This is a genomic window from Streptomyces sp. NPDC059850 (genome assembly GCF_042731515.1).
In the GTDB taxonomy this organism is placed as follows: domain Bacteria; phylum Actinomycetota; class Actinomycetes; order Streptomycetales; family Streptomycetaceae; genus Streptomyces.
This window is the reverse complement of sequence record NZ_JBHWJI010000064.1, coordinates 23092-42719: the sequence shown is the minus strand read 5'-3', so window position 1 is coordinate 42719 and position 19628 is coordinate 23092. Positions and strand designations below refer to the sequence as shown.

Here is a 19628-nt window from a genome sequence, read left to right as displayed (position 1 = left end):
CCGTGGCCGGGGGTGGTCCTGAACGACTGGAGCGGCTGGACGAGGCCATCACGGTCCTCGCGTCCGGCGGCGTGTATCTGTCGCGGGAGGAGCTGCTCGACGCCCTCTGGCTGGCCGGGAGGCTGCCCGAGCGCGACGCGGCGGGGGCGCCCTTGGAGCGCGCGGCGACCCGCGACGGCGCGCCCCTGCCCGACGCGCGCCCCACCGCACCGGCCGCCCCCACCGCCGTAGCCCCCGTCGAACGGCCCGCCCGGCCGAGCGTTCCGCCCCCGCCGCCGAAGCGAGAGGCACACCCCAGACCCACCGCCGCGCATCAGGACCAGGCCCCGGACCGTCGCCCCGCCGAGCGCACTCCGCCCGGCCTCTACGGCGGCGGCCACACGCCGCACGACAGGCCCGGCGGCGCGGACGCCGAGCCGCCCGACGCGCGGCGCGGGCTGCCGCTGCGCGTGCCCGAGGACAAGGCGCTGCACCAGGAACTCTCCATCGGCCGCGCCCTGCGCCCCCTCAAACAGCACCGCCCCAACCCCCTCAAGCGGGAGTTCGACGAGGTCGCCACCGCGGCGGCGCTCGCCGAGACCGGTCTGCCGGACGTAGTCACCCGCCCGGCCCGCGAGCGCTGGCTCGACCTCGCGCTCGTCGTCGACGACGGCACGTCGATGCTGCTGTGGCGGCGGCTCGCCGTCGAGTTGCGTACGGTGCTGCAGCGCTCGGGCGCCTTCCGCGTCGTACGGGTGCTCGGCCTGCACACCCGCGGCGGCGGCGCCCCCGCGCTGCGCACCCGGCCGTACGACCCGGACGCGCCCCACCTCCCCACCTCGGCGCTTGTCGACCCGTCCGGGCACACGCTGGTCCTGGTGGTGAGCGACGGGGTGGGGGCCGCGTGGCGCGACGGCCGGATGGGCGAGGTACTGGCGCGCTGGGCGGGGGTGGGGCCCACCGCGGTGGTGCACGCCCTGCCGCCCCGGCTGTGGGACAGCTCCGGCATCCGGTCGCGGCGCTGGCAGGTACGGACCCGCAGGCCCGGCTCGGCCAACGCGGACTGGGCGGTCGCCGACCCGGTGCTGCCCGCCGCGCTGGCCCGGTTCGACGGGGTGCCCGTGCCCGTCCTGGAACCGGAGGCCGGGCCGCTGGCCGACTGGGCCCGGCTGATCGCCTCCGCGAGCGGTACGGCCGTCCTCCCGCTGCTCGCCCCCACGGCCGCGCGCCCAGCCCCTTCCCCTTCCCCGTCCCCGTCCCCGGTCGATGAGCTGGGCCGGGTCCAGCTCTTCCGGGACGCGGCGTCCCCGGAGGCGTACCGGCTGGCGGCCCATCTGTCGGCGGTCGCCCCGCTGCCGGTGCCGGTGATGCGGATGGTGCAGAAGGCGGTGGACGGGCGGTCCGACACCGGTCGGCTGGCCGAGGTGTTCCTCGGCGGGCTGATGCGCCCGGTCGAGCCGCCCGCCTCGGCGGGCCCGGACCCGCTGCCGCCCGAACACCGGCCCTTCGCCTTCACCGACGCCGCCCAGCGGGCGCTGCTGGGCGCGGTGCCGCTGGCCGAACTGGTCGCGACCAGCCGCACGATCGGCCGCCGCCTGGAGGAACTGGCGGGCCGCTCCCCCGACTTCCCCGCCTGGCTGGCCCACACGGCGGGCCCCGACCGCCTGCCACCCGGCGCCCGCCCCTTCAGCACGGTCGAGCGACGGCTCGCGGCCCGCCTGGGGGCACCGTCGCCGTCCTCGGCGTTCGCGACGCGTACGGCGGCGCGGCAGTGGCGTCGCCTCGGAATTCGTGATCGGGAGGTCATCGGTCCGTACCAGGTGCTGCGGGCCGGTCCGCCGGGGCTGCGCGTCGCCCCCTTCCTGGGACGGGACGCGTATGGCGAGGAGGCCGTCGTCAGCGTCGTCCACCCCGAGCATCAGCCCTACGGCGCGGCGCTGCTGGGCGTGCAGGCGGAGGCACTGCGCCGGATGAACGGTCGCCATGCGTGCGTGCTGCTGCGCGAGGGGCTGGGCGACGACCCTCCGTGGATCGCGGAGGAGCCCTTCGTCGCGGACCGGCTGGACGACCTCCTCCGCTCGACCACCACGGAGTGGGACGCGCTCACCGCCCTCCGGATCGCCCGGCGGATCGCGGACGCCGTGCGGGTGTGTGCGGCGGAGGGAATAGCGCACGGCGACCTCACCATCAGCACCGTGCACCTCGCCGGTGAGGAGGTGATTCTGAGCGGCTGGTCCTCGGCCTGCGTCGACGGCGTGCCGTCCCCGGTCTCGCAGCGCCCCCCGCCGACCCCCGAGGACAACGTCGCGGCGCTGGGCGAGATCCTGCTGCGCCTCGGCGGCGGAGGCCACACGCACCGGCCCCGCCGCGACGACTACGACATGCTGTGCTGGGACGGCGACGCCTGGGCGCCGGTCCGCGCCCTGGTGCTGGCATGCCTGGCCCGGCGGAACCGCCCCACCGCGCACGAGGTCTGGGAATTCCTCACGGACTTCCGGCCGGAGGTCGCCGAAGCCCAAGCCCCGACGGCCGCGCCCGTTGCCCACGATCCGCGCCCGGAACCTGTCGGCAGCCTGCCGTCGTTCGAGGAGTTCGAGAGCTATCGCAGGCTCGGCGGCAGCGGGGGGTACGACGTCTATCTGGCCCGCGCGGGACGCGGGTCCCGCGATGTGGTGATCCGCACCGCCCCGGGCGCCCACCGGGAAGTGCGGGCCGAGGCGGAGGCGCTGCGGCGGATGTCCGGGCACTACGCGCCACTGCTCATCGCCAGTGCGTGCAATTCCGTCCCGCCCTGGATCGCGACGGAGTTCGTCAGCCTCCCCGACGGCTCCCCGGCCCCCACGCTGTCCTCGCTCCTCGACCCGGGCGCGCCCCAGCTGGATCCCGTACACGCCGCCACCATCGGCCTGCGCCTCGCTGAAGCGGTCAACATGTGCGCGCTCAAGGGCATCGTGCTCCGGAAGCTGACAGCGGACAGCGTGCTCGTCGTCCGCCGCACGGTGAAGCTGACCGGCTGGACGGACGCGGCCATCGACGACGCCCGCCAAACCAGCGCGGACAACGTCTACGCCTTGGGGGTGATGCTCCGTGCTATAGCTGACACGCAACCGACCCCTTCGATTTTCGCGGACGAACAACTATGGCGCGAACCCCAGCTGCTCTCGGTCATCGGCGCATGCCTGAGCGACCGTCCGGAACGACGCCCGACAGCGGGCCAGGTGGCGGGCGTCTTCGTGCGGTGCCTGCCGTCCGCGTCCGGCTACACCACCTTGCCGTACGACGTTCAGTCCACGGACGCCCAAATCCCCGACGACACAGCAGACATGCCCACCCCTGAACCTCATCCCCGCCCCAGCCGCCTGACGTCCCGTTTCCGCTTCGGCGGAAAGGCCCAGCGGCAGCGCAAACTCGACCTCATCCGCAGGCCGCTGACGACCACCCACCGCATCGCGGTGATCGGCCGCCGCGTCGACATCGGAAGCACCGCGACGACACTCGCGCTCGGGGCGGTTCTCGCGAGCGAGCGCCGGGACAACGTCCTCGCGGTCGACGCGGCGCCCTACGGCAACAGCCTCAGCCGTCGCGTCTGGCAGGGGACCACGGCAACCATCCGTGATCTGGCGGACAACAGCCCGCTGCTCCACGATCATCAGTCCATACAGCACTACGCCACTCAGCTGCCGTCCGGACTCGACATCCTCGCGGGGGACCGCACCCCCATGCATCCGGGAGGCCCGCTCATTACCGACGAGGAATACCGCCGCGCCATCGAGGCGTTGAGCGGGCAGTACCCGATCATCCTCACCAACTCGGACACCGGTGAGCTGCACACCCGTATGCGGGGCGTGCTCGACCTCGCCGATCAGCTGATCATCGTCACCTCCCCCTCCGCGGAACACAACAGGAGCGCCCACACGACCCTGAGCCGACTGGCCCAGGACGACTACGCGGAGCTGGTGCGGCACGCCATCACCGTGGTCACCACAGGGGCCGAGGCCAAAACCGGGCCGAGCGACGACCTGGTCGAGGGGTTCCGGGCCCGCTGCCGTGGCGTGGTGGTCGTACCGTACGACGAGCACGTGGCCGCCCAAGGCCAGATCGACCTCGACCGGCTCGCCCCCAGGACCCTCGACGCCTACCTCGACCTTGCCGCGCTGGTCGCGGAGGGGTTCCCCGGGGCCGGGGAATAGCGGCCCCGGGGAGGGCCTATCCTCTACGCCATGTCGTCCGCCGAACTCATCCGCATCGTCTCCCGCTCCTCCCCCATGGCCCTGGCCCAGGTCGAGCGGGTCCGCACCGAACTGGCCGCGCTGCGGCCCGGGATCCGTACGGAGGTCGTGCCGGTCACGACGTCCGGCGACCGGTGGATGGGGGATCTGTCGAAGCTGGGCGGGAAGGGCGCGTTCACCAAGGAGGTGGACGCCGCGCTGCTGGCCGGTGAGGCCGATCTCGCGGTGCACTGCATCAAGGACGTGCCCGCCGACCGGCCGCTGCCCGCGGGCACGGTCTTCGCCGCGTACCTCAAGCGGGACGACCTCCGGGACGCGGTGATTCACCCCGAGGGGCTGACGCTGGACCAGATGCCGGAGGGCACCCGCATCGGCACCTCGTCTGTGCGGCGCGTGGCCCAACTGGCCGTCACCCACCCGCATGTGGAGTGCGTCCCGATGCGCGGCAACGCCAACCGGCGGCTGGAGAAGCTGTACGCGGGCGACTGCGACGCGCTGATGCTGGCCGTCTCCGGGCTGGAGCGGATCGACCGCACGGACGTGATCAGCGAGATCCTGCCGGTGGAGACGATGTGCCCGCCCATCGGGGCCGGGGTGCTGGGGCTGCAGTGCCGGGAGGACGACACCGCCACGATCGACGCGGTCGCCGGGCTCGGTGACGCCGACGTGTGGAAGGAGATCACCGCCGAGCGGATGCTGCTGCACGTGCTGCAGGGGCACTGCAACTCCCCCATCGCGGGCTACGCCAAGGCCGAGCGCGACGGGCGGCTCTCGCTGCGCGCCCGGGTCTTCAGCCCGGACGGCAAGACGGTGCTGGACGCGCACGAGTGGGCGGGCCCGCTGGACCCGGCCACCCTGGGGACGTCGGTCGCGGTGGCGCTGCTGCGGCAGGGCGCGCGCGAGGTCATCGACACCATCCCGCACTAACCACCCGGCGCATTCGCGGCCAGCAGGTCCGTGCCCAGCGGGGTGGGCGTGTGCAGGACCGTGTTGCGGTCGCGTACGGAGGCCAGCAGCCCCGCGTCGCGCAGGATCCGGGCGTGCTCGCTCGCGGACGCCGGGGTCACGCCGGTGCGCCGGGCCAGTTCGCTCGTGGTGCAGCCGCCCTCGACCGCCCGCAGGACGGCGGCCCGCCCCCGGCCCAGCAGCGACCCGAGGGCGCTCCGGCTGGCGGGACGCTCGCCCTGCGGCGACCACCAGCCGGGGCCGCGCCGCACGGGGTAGACCAGTACGGGCGGCAGGCCCGGGTCGGCCAGAGTGATCGGGTTCCGCCAGCAGAACACCGAGGGGATCAGCAGCAGCCCCCGCCCGCCGAGGTACAGATCCCGGTCGAGCGGATAATCCGCCTCCAGGACCGGAGAACGCCAGGTCAGCGTCGGCCCGAGGCTGGAGAGCAGCGCCTCGGTGCCCCCGGTGAGCAACGGCCGGGCCCGGAGCGCGCGGTCGGCCTCGGCCTCGGCGCGTATCGCCGTCCAGCAGGGGGCGAGCGCGGCGTCGAAGTACCCCTTGAGCGCCCGCCCGAGGGTGCGCAGCGCGTCGGGTTCGCCCTCGGCGAGCGGGCGCAGCCACGGCGGGGCCGAGCGCAGCAGGCCGATCTCCCGCCGCAGCCTCCGGCGCGGGGTGGACAGCACGGCGTCGATGCCTTCGGTGAGGCCGCTCGCCGCCTCGCGCGGGTTGAGGAAGTCGGGGGAACCGGCCCTGCGGCGGGGCCAGGGTGCGGACAAGACGCACGGAGCCGGGCGGCAGGCGGCACAGCCGGGGGCGAGCGTGCAGGCGACAGCGGTCGAACACGGCCCGGCCCTGGGCGGTGCCGAGGAGATTGGCACTGAGCACCGTCTCCCACAGCGGGTCGGGCCCGGTCGCGACGGTGGTTCTGAGCAGATCCTCGCAGGTGAAGTGCAGACGCAACACAGTGGCCTCCCCCGATACCGCGTGCGGCGGTCCGTCCCCATAGTGGGGGGCACAGGGTGAAGTGGCCATGCCACGACACGTCCGGAGGATCGTCTGATCGGCTGAATTTCCTCACTTTACGATCTGGCCTGCTTACTTAGGCACCCACCGAAGGTGATGGAAGTCCGGGTCGCGACTGGGCAGCCTTGGAGGCGCTTTCAGCCTTAACGACACTGCAGCCCACTCGTTCCATCCGACCTCCCGGAGGAAGACGGACATGACCTCGACGACGAACCGGACCGAGAGGGGCCCCCGCCGACGCGGCCTGCGGCGCACTCTGTTCGGCGCGGCCCTCGCGTTCGGCCTGGCGGCCCTGACCCCGCTGACGGCCGAGGCCGCACCCGGGCAGAGCGTGAGTTACGGCAATCAGCCCGGCGAAGGCCTGTACCCCGAGCAGACCTCGTGCTCGGGCCACTACGCCCAGCCCTATGTGCCCGGCGGGGCGACGAAGACGGCGACAACGGCCGCCAGAGCCGGGCCGTCCTCATCTGCGACAACCAGACCCTGGCCTCGACCGCCGGGTACTAGGTCCTGGGCCCCGTCCGGCGGTCAACGGCCCCGCAGCCTCCGCCACACCGCACGCGCCGCGTGGTGGCCCGACATGCCGTGGACGCCGGGGCCGGGCGGGGTGGCGGAGGAGCAGAGGAAGACGGCGGGGTGGGGCGTCGCGTAGGGGACGCGGGCCAGCCGGGGGCGGATGACGGCCTGCAGCCCCTCGAAGGCGCCGCAGGCGATGTCGCCGTCGATGTAGTTGGCGTTGCGGGCGGCGAGTTCGGGGGGACCCGCCGTCGCGCGGGCCAGCACCAGATCGCGGAAGCCGGGGGCGAAGCGGTCGAGCTGGCGCTCGATGGCGTCGGTGAGGTCGCCCGTCCAGCCGCTGGGGGCGTGGCCGTAGACCCAGAAGGTGTGCTTGCCCTCGGGGGCGCGGGTCGGGTCGAGCAGGCTGGGCTGGGCGGAGATCAGGAAGGGGGCGGCCGGGGGGCGGCCGTCGAACGCGGAGCGCAGGGCGGTGCCGATCTCGCGCGCCGTCGGGCCGATGTGGACGGTCCCGGCGCGGCGGGCCTCCGGCGAGGTCCAGGGCATCGGCCCGTCCAGCGCGTAATCGATCTTGAAGGCGGCGGGCCCGTAGCGGTAGCCGCGGTACGCGTTGCCGAGCCCGGCGATCCGGGCCAGGGCGCGCGGTGAGGTGTCGAAGATGTACGCGCGGGCCGGGGGCAGCTCGTCGAGCCGCTTGACCGGCGCTCCGGTGTGGATGACGCCGCCGTTTTCGCGCAGATACGAGCCGAGCGCGTCCGCGATCGACTGCGAGCCGCCGCGTGGAATCGGCCAGCCGACCTCATGGGCCGCGATCGCGAAGATGAGGGCCGGACCGGCGGTGGCGGGGGCGCTGGTGGGCGCGATGGCGTGCCCGGCGAGCCCGGCGAGTATGGCCCGCGCCTTCTCGCCGCGGAAGCGGCGGCTCAGCAGCGAGACCGGCAGGACGGCGTTCAGCCCGAAGCGGGCCCAGGTCAGCGGGTCGCGCGGCACCCCGTCCCACTGGGCGCGCAGTACGTCGGGGGCGAACGTGGACCATTTGCCGAGGTAGGGCGCGACCAGCCTGCGGTACGCGCCCGCGTCGCGCGGGCCGAGCGACCGGGCGGTCTCGCCGACCGAGCGGGCCAGCACCGCGGCGCTGCCGTCCGGGAAGGGGTGGGCGAGCGCCAGCTCGGGGTGCAGCCACTCCAGGCCGTGCCGCCCGAGCGGCATCCGGTCGAAGGCCGGGGAGCCGATGGCCAGGGGGTGCACGGCGGAGCAGGGGTCGTGCCGGAAGCCGGGCAGGGTCAGCTCTTCGGTGCGGGAGCCGCCGCCGATCGCGTCGGCGGCCTCGAAGATCTCCACCGCGCAGCCGCGCCGGGCGAGTTCGACGGCGGCCGTCAGCCCGTTCGGCCCGGCACCCACCACTACCGCGTCGAGCATCGACGGCACGTCGGCCTCCTCCTCGTCGTTGAGGAACTATCCGTGAGCAACTATCCAAAAAGGGCGGTCAGCCGGCGGCGGCCAGCAGGCCCAGGATATGCCGTACGGTCGCCTCGTCCCGCGCCGCTGTGAAGGGAAGCGCGTTGCCTCCGGCGATACGGAACGGCTCGCCCGAAAGCGTCGCGCTCGCCCCGCCCGCCTCGGCGACGAGCAGCAGCCCGGCGGCGTGATCCCAGGCGTTCTCCCAGGTGAAGGCGATCGCGTCGAGATGACCTCGGGCGATGTTCAGATACTCAAGGCCAGCCGAGCCGCACGGGCGCGGCTCCACACCGTCGGTCCGCAGCCCGGACAGGGCGCGCTTCTCGCCGTCGGTGGTGAAGTCGTAGTGGGAGATGGCGACTTCGAGCGTCTCGCCGGGCTCCGGGGCACCGGCCCGCAGCGGTTCGCCGTTGAGCACGGCACCCCGGCCCCGGCGCGCGATGGCCATCAGGTCCTGGGCGGGGGCGTAGGTCCAGGAGGCGAGGAGTTCGCCGTGGTGGGCGAGGGCGACCAGGGTCGAGAAGCCCGGCTCGCCGTGGACGAACTGCCGGGTGCCGTCCACCGGGTCGACGATCCATACGGGCGCGTCGCCGCCGAGGTGCTTGAGGATCCCGGGATCGGCGTGCACGCCCTCCTCCCCCACCACGACCGAACCGGGCAGCAGCGCCGTGAGCGAGGCGGTGAGGTGCTCCTCGGCCTGCCGGTCGGCGGTGGTCACCAGGTCGTGCGGGCCCTTTTTCTCCACGATCTCGTGGGCGGCGAGCTGCCGGTAGCGCGGCATGATCTCCACGGCGGCCGCCGAGCGCACCGCCTGCTCCACCTCGGCGAGATCACTGGCGAGAAAGTCATCGAACATGTGGTCATCGAATCACGCGCCGCCGACAACCGGTGACCGGGCGGCGGCCGGACGATGGCATCGGCGTGAACGCCTGCGGCCGCTGCGCAACCCATTGACACATGGCTGAAACGCGACCTACTTTTCGAGCACCACAATTCACTAGTGAATAGATATTCACTTCCAAGGACGTGCAGATGCTCAGCACAGATCCAGCCGGCGCCGAACAGTTCCGGGCGCGCCGCAACCGCATCGCCACCCAATCCCCGCACGCACAGGTCCGCGAGCTGCAGCAATTGGCCGCCGAAGTGCGCCGATCCGTGGTGCACATGATCGACAAGGCGCAACTCGGCCATATCGGCGGCGACCTGTCGGTGACCGACATCCTCGTCACCCTCTTCGGGCGGGTGCTCGACGTGGATCCCGCCCAGCCCCACAGCCCCGACCGCGACCGGTTCATCCTCAGCAAGGGCCACTGCGCGGCCTCCCTGTACGCCACGCTCGCCCGCTGCGGCTACTTCCCGCCCTCCGAGCTGTCCACGTTCATGGCCCCGCTCTCCGCGCTCAACGGCCATCCGAACCGGACCAAGGTCCCGGGCGTCGAGACCAACACCGGACCGCTGGGCCACGGCTTCCCCGTCGCGGTCGGCTGCGCCCTGGCCGCCCGGCTCGCGGACCGCTCGTACCGCACGTACGTCGTCCTCGGCGACGGCGAGCTGCAGGAGGGCAGCAACTGGGAGGCGGCCATGACCGCCGCCCACTACGACCTCGGCTCCCTCACCGCGATCGTCGACCGCAACCGCCTCCAGCAGGGCGCCCGCACCGAGGAGACCAAGCGCCTGGAGCCGCTGGCGGAGAAGTGGACCAGCTTCGGCTGGGAGACGCGCGAGGTGAACGGGCACGACCACGCGCAGCTGCTCTCAGCGCTGCGCCCCTCCCCCACCGGCAGACCGGTCGCCGTCATCGCGAACACGGTCAAGGGCAAGGGCGTGTCGTTCATCGAGGACCGGGTCGAGTGGCACCACAAGGTGCCCGACGCCGGACAGGTGCGCACCGCACTGGAGGAGCTGAGCCGATGACCGCCGGACTCATACCCGAGAACGCCGCCCAGACCTACGACTGCCGCCAGGCCTTCGCCGAGGAGCTGATCGCCCTCGCCGCCGAGGACCCGCGCATCGTCGCCGTCTGCAACGACTCGGTGGGATCGAGCAACCTGGTGCGCTTCCGGGAGCTGTACCCCCACCGCCTGATCAACGTCGGCATCGCCGAGCAGGACCTCGTCGGTGTCGGGGCCGGGCTGGCCAACGGCGGGCTCATCCCCTTCGTGAGCGCGGCGGGCCCCTTCCTCACCGGCCGGGCCACCGAGCAGATCAAGACCGACGCCGCCTACAACGGGCTGCCCGTCATCCTGTGCGGCCAGAGCCCCGGCATGGCGTACGGGGAGCTGGGGCCCACCCACCACTCGATCGAGGACCTGTCGTGGATGCGGGCCATCGCGGACCTCGCCGTCGCGGTCCCGGCCGACCCGGCCCAGACCCGCGCCGCCGTACGCTGGGCGGCCGCCCACGACGGCCCGGTCTATCTGCGCATTCCACGGTTCAAGATCCCCGCCGTCACCCCGCAGGACGCGCCGTTCCGCCCCGGGCGCTCCCTCCAGCTGACCGACGGGGACGACATCACGGTGATGGCCGTCGGCACGATGGTCTCCCGGGCGCTCACCGCCGCCGAGACGCTGCGCACCGAGGGCATCGGCGTCCGGGTGCTGAACATGACCTTCGTCGAGCCGATGGACGTCGACGCGGTGCTGTGCGCCGCCCGCGAGACCCGCGGCATCGTCACCGCCGAGGAGGCGACCACCACGGGCGGGCTCGGCGCGGCGGTGGCCAGCCTCGTCGCCCAGAACCGTCCGGTGCCCATGCGGATCCTGGGGGTGCACCGGAGGTTCGCCCCCACCGGCAGCGCCTCTTTCCTGCTGGAACACTTCGGCCTGACCGCCGACGGCATCGCCGTCGCCGTCCGGGAGCTGCTGTCCCATGAGCACCGCTGAACCGCTCGTCCTCGCCATCGACCAGGGCACCAGCGCGACCAAGGCGATCCTGGTCGACCGGTTCGGAGGCATCGTCGCCCGCGCCGCCGTCCCGCTGGACCTGTCCACCCCCGCCCCGGGCTGGGTCGAACAGTCGGCAGAGGAAATCTGGGCCGGCTGCGGGCGGGCCGTAGCCGCCTGCCTCGACGGCCAGGACGCCTCGCGCGTCGCCGCCATCGGCCTGAGCACCCAGCGCGAATCGCTGCTGCTGTGGGACCGGGCGACCGGGGAACCGCTGAGTCCGCTGGTGAGCTGGCTGGACAAGCGCACCGCGGGCGATCCGGCGCTGCTGCGGGCCGTGCCCAGTGCGGAGCTGGTCCGCGAGGTCAGCGGGCTGCCGCTGGACCCGATGTTCTCGGCCCCGAAGGCCGCCTGGCTGCTGGACCGGTACGACCCCGACCGCCGCCGCGCCTCCGCGGGCGAACTGTGCCTGGGCACGGTCGACTCCTGGCTGCTGTTCAAGCTCGGCGGCGCTCACCTCATCGAGGTCGGCAACGCGGCGCGCACCCAGCTGCTCGATGTGCGCCGATGTGCCTGGGACCGGCGGCTCACCCAGATCTTCGACGTACCGCCGGAGGTGCTGCCCGAGGTCGTACCGTCGCAGGGCCCGTTCCCCAGCACCCGCGGACTGGCGCCACTGGCCGACGGGGTGCCGGTCACCGCGGTGCTCGGCGACTCCCACGCGGCGCTGTTCGCCCACGCGGGCTGGGCGCCGGGGACGGTCAAGGCGACGTACGGGACCGGGTCGTCGGTGATGGCCGTGGTCCCCTCCGCGGCCCGGGTCTCCTCCGGGCTGTGCCTGACCGTCGCCTGGCAGACCGGCGGCTCCCCGACCTGGGCGGTGGAGGGGAACGTCCGCTCCACCGGCGCCACGGTGAACTGGCTGGCGGGCGTGCTCGGCCGCGGCCCCGCCGAGCTGGCGGAGCTGGCCGCCGACAGCAGCGAGGGCGTGGTCATCGTCCCCGCCTTCGGTGGGCTCGGCGCCCCCTGGTGGGACGAGAACGCGGTGGGGCTGATCAGCGGTCTCACCCTGGGCACCCACGCCGGGCATCTCGCGCGGGCCGCGCTGGAGTCGATCGCGTTCCAGGTCGAGGACGTGGTGGCGGCGGTCGAACGGGAAACCGGCCCCGTCACCCGGCTGCTCGCGGACGGCGGGCCGACCGGCAACCCGGTGCTGATGCGGCTGCAGGCCGACACCAGCGGGCGCGTCGTCGAACGGGCCCTGGCCCGCGACCTGTCGGCGCTGGGCGCCGCCCACCTCGCGGGGCTGACCCGCGGGGTGTGGGACCGGGACGCCCTGGAACGGATGGACCGCCCCCGCGAGAGCTACGCGCCGTCCGACGGCGAGGCCGCCCGGGCCCGGAGGGTCGCGCACTGGCACACGGCGGTACGGCGCGCCCGCCTCCGGGCCACGCCCGGCGACAGCGACCCGGCCCCAACACCGCCGCGGACCACCGCCGCACCGCACCGCACCCCCGAACCCTCGGCCGCCAAAGGAGCGTCATGACAGCGCGATACGCGGGACAGGGCGTCGTGGTCACCGGGGCCGCGCGCGGCATCGGGCTGGGCATCGCCGCCCGGTTCGCGGGCGAGGGCGCGAACGTCCTGCTGGTGGACGCGGCCGCCTCCGTCGAGGACACGGCCCGGGAACTGGCCGACGACAGCGGCACCCGCACCCTCGGCGTCCGGGCGGACGTCACCTCCCCCGAGGACGTGGCCCGTGCCTTCGCGCTCGCCGAATCCGTCTGGGGGCGGCTCGACGTCCTGGTCAACAACGCGGGCACCATCACCATCAGCAGGCTCGAGGACCTGACCCACGACGACTGGCAGAAGGTCCTCGCCGTCAACACCACCGGAACCTTCCTGTGCGCCCAGGCCGCCGCGGCCGCCATGCGGCGGTACGGACGCGGTGGGCGCATCCTCAACGCGGCCTCGGGACAGGCGCGGCAGGGGTTCGTCTACACACCGCACTACGCGGCCAGCAAGTTCGGGGTGGTCGGCCTCACCCAGTCCCTGGCCAAGGAGCTGGCCGGGGACCGGATCACGGTCAACGCCTACTGCCCCGGAATCGTCGGCAGCGAGATGTGGGACTACAACGACCGCGCGTGGGGCGGGCTGCTCGGCGACTACGCGCCCGGGGAACTGATGGCCGAGTGGATCGCGGGCATCCCGCTCGGGCGCGCCGGCACCCATGACGACATCGCCAACCTGCTGCTCTTCCTCGCCTCGTCGGAGGCGGAGTACATCACCGGCCAGACGATCAACGTCGACGGCGGGATGTTCATGAACTAGCTCCGACGACGTCGGAGACCACTCGGAGGTTTCGATGAGCACGACCGGCAACGCCGCAACGGCCGTTGACACACCACCACCTTCCCCGGACGCCCGCCGCCCCCGGCTGCCGTCCTGGGTGACGGGCGTCCTCACCGGATCGCGCGGTCCCGCCCTCGGCCTGCTCGCCATGTGCGTCGTCTTCTTCATCGCGACGCCGTACTTCCTCACCCAGAGCAATCTGCTCAACATCGTCGACCAGACCGCCGTCCTCGGTCTGCTCGCGCTCGGCATGACCGCGGTCATCGTGATGGGCGGCATCGACCTCTCGGTCGGCGCCGTGCTGGCCCTCGCGACCATGGTCGTCGGCTGGCTCTCGCACGACCAGGGCTGGCCGCTGTGGCTGAGCGCGGTGGTCGCGATCGGTGTCGCGGGCGGCTGCGGGCTCGCCAACGGACTCGGCATCACCTATACCAAGCTGCCGCCGTTCATCGCCACGCTGGCCATGATGTCGATCGCCCGCGGCCTGGCCAACGTCATCACCGACGGTCAGCAGATCGTCGGGTTCCCCGACTGGTTCGACAACCTGTCCACCACGCGGTACGTCGGCATCTTCACCGCGTGCACCGCCGTGCTCGCCGCGCTGTACGTGGCGGGGTGGGCGTATATGCGCTACCGGAGCGGAGGCCGTGCCCTCTACGCGATCGGCGGCAGTGCCGAGGTCGCCCGGCTCGCCGGAATCGACGTCAAGAAGCGGACCGTGCTGGTCTACACCGTGACCGGCCTGCTGGCGGGCGTGGCCGGGATCTTCCTGACGATGCGCCTGGACTCCTCCCAGCCGAGCGCGGGCACCGGTTACGAACTCGACACCATCGCCGCCGTGGTGATCGGCGGGGCCAGCCTCAGCGGCGGGGTCGGCTCGGTCACCGGGACCCTGTTCGGCGTGCTGATCATCGGGGTCCTGCGCAACGGCCTCAATCTGCTGGGGGTCTCGCCGTTCATCCAGCAGATCGTCATCGGACTGGTGATCGCGCTGGCCGTCATGCTCGACGTGCTCCGCCGCCGCGAAGCGCGCTGACCCTCCTCCCCTCTCCCCTTCTCTTTATCTCCCCCGGGCACAAGCCAAGGAGTTGGTTCCCATGAAGGCACGAGCGACGACACGCATCGTGATAGCCACCGGAGTCGCGGCCACCATGGTCGTCAGCGCCACCGCCTGCGGACGCGGTGGCAACGGCGCGAAGACCGCCGACGGCAAACAGATCACCATCGGGCTGGCCGTGGCCAACCTCCAGGCCGACTTCTTCAACCAGATCAAGCAGTCCGTGACCGCCGAGGCTAAGAAGAAGGGCATCAAGGTCGTCGTCTCGGACGCCCGCGGCGACGCGGCCACCCAGGTCAACCAGATCCAGGACTTCATCAGCCGTCAGGTCAGCGCCATCATCTACATCCCCGCCGGTGCCACGGCGGCGGGCGTCCCCGTGAAGGCGGCCAACCGCGCCAAGATCCCCGTGGTCACCGTGGACCGCAACCCACCCGGCGAGCCCGGCAAGTCGTTCATCGCCAGCGACAGCGTCGCGGCCGCGCGGACGCTGGGCGACTACGTGGCCAAGGAGTCCGGCGGCAAGGGGCAGCTCGCCGTCCTCCAGGGCCAGATCGGCACCACCCCGCAGGTGGACCGGCAGAAGGGGTTCGGCCAGGCGCTCAAGAAGGCGCCCGGCATCAAGGTGGTGTCCCAGCAGCCCGCCGACTGGGCGCAGGACAAGGCGTACTCCGTCGCCCAGGACATGCTGCAGGCCCACCCCGGCATCGACATCCTGTGGGGTCAGGCCGACGCGATGGCGCTCGGCGCCGCCCAGGCCGTCAAGGCGTCCGGCTCGAAGAAGAAGCACCTCATCGTCGGCTTCGACGGCGACATCGCCGGGCTCAAGGCCGTCCGCCGGGGCACCATCGACGCCACCATGGTGCAGCAGACGCGCAAGATGGGCCGGATGTCGGTGAACACCGCCGTGGACATCATCAAGGGCAAGAAGGTCCCGGCCGAACAGCTGCAGCCCGCTTTCCTTCTGACCAGCAAGGACAAGAAGAAGGCCACCCAGTTCATCAACACCCACCCGTAAACGGCGGCAGGGCGGAGACGCGACGATGAGAGACGTCAGTCGGCACCCGGCGGCGGAGCCCTCCCCGGGCCTGGTCGTACGGGGGATATCCAAGCGGTTCGGGGTCACCCAGGCACTCGACCGGTTCGACCTGGAGGTGCGCCCCGGGGAAGTGGTGGCGCTGCTCGGCGAGAACGGCGCGGGCAAGTCCACCGTATCCAACGTCATCGCGGGCACCTTCCCCTCCGACACCGGCGAGATGACCTGGCAGGGACGGCCGTACGAGCCGAAGTCCCCCGGGGACGCCATCAACCACGGCATCGGCCTCATCCACCAGGAGATGCGCCTGCTGCCGGACCTGTCCGTGGCCGAGAACGTGTTCCTGGGGCGACTGCTGCGCCGGGGCGGGCGGATCGACCGCGGCGAGATGAATCGGCGGGCCCGGGAACAGCTGCGGCGGCTGGGCCTCGACATCTCTCCGACCCGCCTGGTGCGCACCCTGCGGGTGGCCGAGCAACAGCAGGTCGAGATCGCCAAGGCGCTGACCCTCAATGCGCGCCTCCTGATCCTCGACGAGCCGACGGCCGCCCTCGGCGGCGAGGAGACCGATCACCTCTTCGAGCGGATCGACGCCCTCCGCGACGAGGGCATGTCGTTCGTCTATGTGAGCCACCGGCTGGAGGAGATCGCCCGGATCTGCGACCGCGTCGTGGTGATGCGCGACGGACAGCTCGTCGCCGCCCACGACACCGCGCAGGTGCCGGTGGTCCAGCTGGTGGAGGAGATGGTCGGGCGCAGCATCGAGCGCATCTTCCCCGATACCGGAACCGCCCGCCCCCGGGAAGTGCTCACGGTGCGGAACCTGGCCGGCCCCTCGTTCCAGGACGTGTCGTTCAGCGTCCATGAAGGCGAGATCCTCGGCATCGCGGGCATCGTGGGAGCGGGCCGCACCGAACTGGTGCGGGCCGTCGCGGGCGTCGATCCGGTGACCGGGGGCACGGTGGCCGTCGAGGGCCGGGCCCTGCGGCTGCGCGGGCCCAAGGACGCCATCGAGGCGGGTGTGGTGCTGGTGCCCGAGGACCGCAAGGGCCAGGGCGCCGTCCTGGACCTGTCGATCGGCGACAACGTGGCTCTGCCCAACCTCGACCGCATCTCCCACCGAGGCTGGCTGAGCCCGCGCCGGGTGGCGGCGGTCGCCGGTGAGGCGATCAGCCTGATGACCGTCAAGGGACGGGCCGGGCAGCCGGTACGGACGCTCTCCGGCGGCAACCAGCAGAAGGTCGTCATCGCCAAGTGGCTGGAGCGCAAGCCCAAGGTCGTCATCCTGGACGAGCCGACCCGCGGCATCGACGTCGGTGCGCGCGCCGCGATCTACGAGGTGATCGCGGACCTGGCCCGGTCCGGCATGGCCGTCGTCGTGGTCAGCTCCGACCTCGACGAGGTCCTGGGCCTGTCCCACCGGGTGCTCGTCCTCAGCCGGGGGCGGCAGCGGGGCATCCTTCCGGCGGCCGAGGCGACCGACGCCGCGGTCATGCGCCTGGCCACGGCATGATGCCGTTATGAATCACCGCGACAGGACCGGCATCCCCATGACCCGCACCACGCGCATGGCGACCAGCGACGAGCAGTTGCGGCTGATGACCCGGATCGCCCGGCTCTACCACGAGCAGGGGATGCGGCAGCCGCGTATCGCCGAGGAGCTGCACATCTCCCAGGCGCGCGTCTCCAGACTGCTCACCCAGGCCGCCAAACTCGGGATCGTGCGCACCATCGTGGTGCCGCCCGAGGGGGTCTTCGCCGAGCTGGAGGAGGAGCTCGCGGCGCGGTACGGGCTGCGCGACGTGGTGGTCGTCGACGTCGAGGGCGAGGCCGACTCCGTCATCCCGGCGCTCGGCGCGGCGACCGCGGTCTATCTGGAGACCACGCTCATGGAGGGTGACCGGCTGGGCATCTCGTCGTGGAGCGCCACCCTGCTCGCGGCGGTCGAGGCCATGCGCTCCCGGCCGGGCGGGCGGTTCCTGGAGGAGGTCGTCCAGCTGATGGGCGGGGTGGGCGATCCGCAGGTCCAGGTCCAGGCGACCCGGCTGATGGGGCGGCTCGCCGAGTTGACCGGCGCGGACCCGGTCTTCATGTCGGCCCCGGGGCTGGTGGCCGACGCCACCGTCCGGGACGCCATACTCGCCGACCCGAAGGTGAGCACCGTGGCCGCGGCGTGGAAGAACCTCACCATCGCCATCGTGGGCATCGGCAGCCTCGAACCGTCACCGCTGCTGCGCCGCAGCGGCAACATCTTCTCCGACGACGACCAGCAACAGCTGCGCGGGCTCGGCGCGGTGGGCGACATCTGCCTGCACTTCTTCGACGAGGACGGCACCCTGCTCGACACCGAGCTGAACGACCGCGTCATCGGTATCACCCCCGACGTCTACCGCGCCGTGCCGCGCCGCGTCGCGGTCGCCGGCGGCGACCGCAAGTTCGCGGCGATACGGGCCGCGGTGCTGGGCGGCTGGGTCGATGTCCTGATCACCGACCTGGGTGTGGCCCGCCGGCTGGCGGGCCGCCCCGACCGAACGGAACGACAAGCGCCGTAGCGGCGACGAGCGCCGCGGCGGCCTCACTCAAGGAGTCCTCATGCCCGTCCCCTCCTTCCGCCTCGACGACAGCGTGGCCCTGGTGACCGGAGCCGGCAGCGGCATCGGCCGGCGGCTGGCGATCGGGCTCGCCGAGACGGGAGCCGATGTCGGATGCCTGGACCTGCCGGGCAGCGATCTGGCCGGTACGGTCACGGCGATCGAGGCCGCGGGGCGGCGCGCGGTAGCCCTCCCCGCCGATGTGACCCGGGCGGAGGACCTGGCGGAAGCGGTGGCCGTGACCGAACGCGACCTGGGGCCCCTCCGGCTCGCGGTCAACGCCGCGGGTATCGCCAACGCCGCCCCGGCCGAGGACATGCCGCCGGAGCAGTGGAGCCGGGTGGTGGACGTGAACCTCACCGGTGTGTTCCTCTCGTGCCAGGCCGAGGGCCGGGCGCTGCTGCGCAACGGTGGCGGCGCCATCGTGAACATCGCCTCCATGTCGGGCACCATCGCCAACCGGGGGCTGACCCAGGCCCACTACAACGCCTCCAAGGCGGCCGTGATGCACCTGACGAAGAGCCTGGCCACGGAGTGGTGCACCCGCGGCGTCCGGGTCAACAGCGTGAGCCCCGGCTATACGGCCACGCCGATGAACCTGCGCCCCGAAGTGGCCGAACGTGTCGCCCAGTTCGAGGCGGACACCCCGCTGGGCCGCATGGCGACGGTGGACGAGATGGTGGGCCCGACCGTGTTCCTGCTGAGCGACGCGGCGAGCTTCGTCACCGGTGCGGATCTGCTGGTGGACGGCGGGGTCACCTGCTGGTAGGCGGGGGGCTCCCGCAACGACTGCGCCTGAGACCGCGTTCACGCATTTCCAGCCGTGTGCGCCGGAAAAGCCCCCTCCGTCCGGAAGGGGCTTTCCGCATTTCCGGATTGGCGCCAACAGCGGCTGCCCCGCTAGAATTTGAGCGGTTCCAAGAAAAGGGGAAGCAGTGGCAGTTCGCTTTGTTCAGGTTCCGGAAACCCAGAAGGATGAGGAAGGGGTTCAGGAAACCGTCACGTCGGTTGTCGTCAACGGACAGACGGTCGAAACACGAATCTACGGACGTACGGTTATTCAGTGCGATCTCGACCCTGATGTCATCTCGGATGTCATCTCGGATGTGCATTCGGTGGAGATTCTCGTTCCCACCTGGATCGACGAGGAGTACGAAACCGGGGAGAAGAACGAGGACGGCAGCAACACCATCGCCGTACGGCCGTCCCTGACGGCGGAGCGCCGGGCCGTGGACCTGGGGCCGGATTCCCTGAAGGCTCTTCAGGAGGCGCTCCAGCCCTTCGCGGCGGTGTCGAGGCCGGCGGAGGCGCCCACCGCCAAGAAGCGCGGCCGCCCCGCGAAGAAGGCGGCCCAGACCCCGCCGAGCGCGAGCTGAATCCGAAGGCCCCAGTCTCTCCGGCGAGATCGGGGACCTTCGAAGCAAGGGATACCGCTCCCTGAACTCGACCTCCCCATTCCGAATGCCCGAAGAGGCCTTCAATGGCGCGCGGCCGGAAACCCCGGTGTAATGGCCCGCAGGCCGCCTCGGGGATTCAGACCCAGCGATGTCGCCGGTG

At 72.3% G+C, this 19628-nt stretch carries 15 protein-coding genes; 12 read left to right on the top strand and 3 right to left on the bottom strand.

Translation table 11 applies throughout. The annotated features are described in order from the left end of the window. The first annotated feature begins 2 nt into the window (after window positions 1-2). Together ACFV9T_RS35945 and hemC are read left to right on the top strand one after the other, a co-directional pair. A complete protein-coding gene (locus tag ACFV9T_RS35945; protein WP_385446724.1) occupies window positions 3-4169 on the top strand; it encodes an SAV_2336 N-terminal domain-related protein in 4167 nt (1388 codons plus the stop codon). 30 nt (window positions 4170-4199) lie between these two features. Beyond that, the gene (gene hemC, locus ACFV9T_RS35940; RefSeq protein WP_385446723.1) at window positions 4200-5135 is read left to right on the top strand and encodes a hydroxymethylbilane synthase; all 936 of its coding nucleotides are present in this window, start codon (window positions 4200-4202) and stop codon (window positions 5133-5135) included. Here the strand turns inward: hemC and ACFV9T_RS35935 are convergent. The 3 genes from ACFV9T_RS35935 to ACFV9T_RS35925 all read right to left on the bottom strand — a co-directional run bounded on the left by ACFV9T_RS35935 (window position 5132) and on the right by ACFV9T_RS35925 (window position 9009). Further along, entirely contained in the window at window positions 5132-5932 is an 801-nt protein-coding gene (locus ACFV9T_RS35935) for an ArsR/SmtB family transcription factor (RefSeq protein WP_385446722.1), read from the bottom strand. The genes hemC and ACFV9T_RS35935 overlap by 4 nt on opposite strands. Before the next feature lie 775 nt (window positions 5933-6707). Beyond that, window positions 6708-8114, bottom strand: coding sequence for a phytoene desaturase family protein (locus ACFV9T_RS35930; RefSeq protein ID WP_385446737.1), 1407 nt, complete (start codon window positions 8112-8114; stop codon window positions 6708-6710). Window positions 8115-8181: 67 nt separating this feature from the next. Beyond that, the gene (locus tag ACFV9T_RS35925; RefSeq protein ID WP_385446721.1) at window positions 8182-9009 is read right to left on the bottom strand and encodes an inositol monophosphatase family protein; all 828 of its coding nucleotides are present in this window, start codon (window positions 9007-9009) and stop codon (window positions 8182-8184) included. A 176-nt stretch (window positions 9010-9185) separates the two neighbouring features. Between ACFV9T_RS35925 and ACFV9T_RS35920 the strand changes: the two genes are divergently transcribed. The 10 genes from ACFV9T_RS35920 (at window position 9186) to ACFV9T_RS35875 (ending at window position 19447) form a co-directional block, all read left to right on the top strand. Next, window positions 9186-10067 (top strand): transketolase, encoded by an 882-nt coding sequence (locus ACFV9T_RS35920; protein WP_385446720.1) that lies wholly within the window; start codon window positions 9186-9188, stop codon window positions 10065-10067. After that, complete coding sequence (locus tag ACFV9T_RS35915) at window positions 10064-11035, top strand: transketolase family protein (RefSeq protein WP_385446719.1); 972 nt, start codon at window positions 10064-10066, stop codon at window positions 11033-11035. The genes ACFV9T_RS35920 and ACFV9T_RS35915 overlap by 4 nt, the downstream gene beginning before the upstream one ends. Next, entirely contained in the window at window positions 11022-12581 is a 1560-nt protein-coding gene (locus ACFV9T_RS35910) for an FGGY family carbohydrate kinase (RefSeq protein WP_385446718.1), read from the top strand. Before ACFV9T_RS35915 ends, ACFV9T_RS35910 begins: the two co-directional genes overlap by 14 nt. Next, the gene (locus ACFV9T_RS35905) at window positions 12578-13366 is read left to right on the top strand and encodes an SDR family oxidoreductase (RefSeq protein ID WP_385446717.1); all 789 of its coding nucleotides are present in this window, start codon (window positions 12578-12580) and stop codon (window positions 13364-13366) included. The genes ACFV9T_RS35910 and ACFV9T_RS35905 overlap by 4 nt, the downstream gene beginning before the upstream one ends. A 34-nt stretch (window positions 13367-13400) precedes the next feature. Next, entirely contained in the window at window positions 13401-14423 is a 1023-nt protein-coding gene (locus ACFV9T_RS35900; protein WP_385446716.1) for an ABC transporter permease, read from the top strand. Between the two features lie 61 nt (window positions 14424-14484). Beyond that, the gene (locus ACFV9T_RS35895) at window positions 14485-15462 is read left to right on the top strand and encodes a sugar ABC transporter substrate-binding protein (protein ID WP_385446715.1); all 978 of its coding nucleotides are present in this window, start codon (window positions 14485-14487) and stop codon (window positions 15460-15462) included. A gap of 25 nt (window positions 15463-15487) precedes the next feature. Then, window positions 15488-16993 carry a sugar ABC transporter ATP-binding protein gene (locus tag ACFV9T_RS35890; protein ID WP_385446714.1) on the top strand — a complete coding sequence of 502 codons (1506 nt, stop codon included), beginning with the start codon at window positions 15488-15490 and terminating at the stop codon, window positions 16991-16993. Window positions 16994-17030: 37 nt separating this feature from the next. Continuing rightward, complete coding sequence (locus tag ACFV9T_RS35885) at window positions 17031-18032, top strand: sugar-binding transcriptional regulator (protein WP_385446713.1); 1002 nt, start codon at window positions 17031-17033, stop codon at window positions 18030-18032. Between the two features lie 40 nt (window positions 18033-18072). Further along, entirely contained in the window at window positions 18073-18840 is a 768-nt protein-coding gene (locus tag ACFV9T_RS35880; RefSeq protein WP_385446712.1) for an SDR family oxidoreductase, read from the top strand. Between the two features lie 166 nt (window positions 18841-19006). Next, a complete protein-coding gene (locus ACFV9T_RS35875) occupies window positions 19007-19447 on the top strand; it encodes a hypothetical protein (RefSeq protein ID WP_385446711.1) in 441 nt (146 codons plus the stop codon). The last annotated feature ends 181 nt before the right edge of the window (window positions 19448-19628 follow it).